We start from the raw sequence: 2256 nt of genomic DNA, 5'->3' as shown, positions 1-2256 counted from the left end.
GATGAAGAAACCCCAGTACTTGAAGGTATCAAATTAACCTTAAAGTCACTGTTAACTGCGCTTGAGAAATTTGGCGTTGTAGAAGCTGATACTAAAAATGGTTTCAATGCAGATTTACATCAAGCAGTAGGTATTGATCCTAATGCTAAAGCAAATGAAATCGGTACTGTTTTACAAAAAGGCTATACGTTAAATGGCCGCTTATTGCGCCCTGCTATGGTTATGGTTGGTCAATAAGTAAATTTTTGAGAGTTTTTAGATTTTTTTTAGCTAAAACGCTTGAAAAAAATAGATTCACTCTCATATCGGATAACAAGCAAAAACATTGCAAAAGAATTTTTGAGGAAAACGTCACATGGCAAAAATTATTGGTATTGACTTAGGTACTACCAACTCATGCGTTGCTGTACTTGAAGGCGATAAAGTAAAAGTAATTGAAAACGCTGAAGGCGCACGTACAACTCCATCGATTATCGCTTATAAAGATGGCGAGATCTTAGTAGGTCAAAGTGCTAAGCGTCAGGCAGTAACTAACCCGAAAAATACATTATTCGCTATTAAGCGTTTAATTGGTCGTCGTTATGAAGACCAAGCGGTACAAAAAGATATCGGTCTTGTACCTTACAAAATCATCAAAGCTGACAATGGTGATGCTTGGGTTGAAGTAAATGACAAAAAATTAGCACCTCAACAGATCTCTGCTGAAATCTTGAAAAAGATGAAAAAAACTGCAGAAGACTATTTAGGTGAAACAGTTACAGAAGCAGTTATTACTGTTCCTGCTTACTTTAACGATGCTCAACGTCAAGCAACTAAAGATGCAGGTAAAATCGCTGGCTTAGACGTTAAACGTATCATTAACGAACCAACTGCTGCTGCACTTGCGTTCGGTATGGACAAAAAAGAAGGCGACCGTAAAGTTGCAGTTTACGACTTAGGTGGTGGTACTTTTGACGTATCAATCATTGAAATCGCAGACCTTGATGGCGACCAACAAATCGAAGTGTTATCAACAAATGGTGATACTTTCCTTGGTGGTGAAGACTTTGATAACGCGTTAATTGAATTCTTGGTTGAAGAATTTAAGAAAGAACAAAGTGTGAACTTGAAAAATGATCCACTTGCGTTACAACGTTTGAAAGAAGCTGCTGAAAAAGCAAAAATTGAGCTTTCTTCATCGAATGCAACTGAAATTAACCTTCCATATATCACTGCCGATGCAACTGGTCCTAAACACTTAGTGATCAACGTAACTCGTGCAAAACTTGAAGGTTTAGTTTCTGATTTAGTTGCTCGTACAATTGAGCCTTGCCGTATTGCACTTAAAGATGCTGGTCTTTCGACTTCTGACATCTCTGACGTAATCTTGGTTGGTGGTCAGTCTCGTATGCCACTTGTACAACAAAAAGTACAAGAATTCTTTGGTAAAGAGCCACGTAAAGACGTGAACCCTGACGAAGCAGTTGCAATCGGTGCTGCAATTCAAGGTGCGGTATTGTCTGGTGACAAAACTGACGTTCTTTTATTAGACGTAACGCCATTAACTTTAGGTATTGAAACAATGGGTGGTGTATTAACACCAATCATTGAGAAAAACACGACGATTCCTGCGAAGAAATCACAAGTGTTCTCTACTGCTGCTGACAATCAGCCTGCTGTAGATATTTCTGTTTACCAAGGTGAACGTAAGATGGCTCAACAAAACAAATTGTTGGGTAACTTCCAATTAGGTGACATTCCGCCTGCTCCACGCGGTGTGCCACAAATTGAAGTATCTTTCGACATCAATGCTGATGGTATCTTGAAAGTATCTGCTAAAGATAAGAGCACTGGTAAAGAGCAATCGATCCAGATTAAAGCAAACTCAGGTTTGTCTGATGCTGAAATCGAAGCAATGATTAAAGATGCAGAAGCGAATGCTGAAGAAGACCGTAAGTTTGAAGAACTTGCAAAAGCTCGTAACGAAGCTGACGCATTAATTTCAAGCTCGAACAAAGCTGTTAAAGATCTTGGTGACAAAGTTACTGAAGATGAAAAAACAGCTGTAAGCACTGCCGTTTCTGAACTTGAAGCAGCAACAAAAGAAAATGATGTTGAAGATATCAAAGCTAAAACTGAAGCTTTACAAAACATTTTGATGCCTATCACTCAACGTGCTTATGAACAAGCGCAACAAGCTGGTGGCGCAGAAGGCTTTGATCCAAATGCATTCCAAGGTGGCGATGCTGGTCAACAAAAAGCTGATGATGGCGTTGT

Annotated in this window: 2 protein-coding genes; both read left to right on the top strand. The window is 39.2% G+C overall.

The window, feature by feature from the left end; all coding sequences use genetic code 11:
* Positions 1-237, top strand: a 237-nt coding sequence (gene grpE / locus UC75_RS22440; protein WP_228137499.1) for a nucleotide exchange factor GrpE, incomplete at its 5' end; no start/stop codon positions are given.
* Between the two features lie 118 nt (positions 238-355).
* Positions 356-2256: molecular chaperone DnaK (dnaK, locus tag UC75_RS18250; RefSeq protein ID WP_049838403.1), on the top strand; the 1901-nt coding region annotated here is incomplete at its 3' end.

This window comes from Acinetobacter sp. V2, assembly GCF_001188385.1.
Classification (GTDB): Bacteria; Pseudomonadota; Gammaproteobacteria; order Pseudomonadales; family Moraxellaceae; genus Acinetobacter; species Acinetobacter oleivorans.
This window is presented reverse-complemented; position numbering and strand designations above follow the sequence as displayed.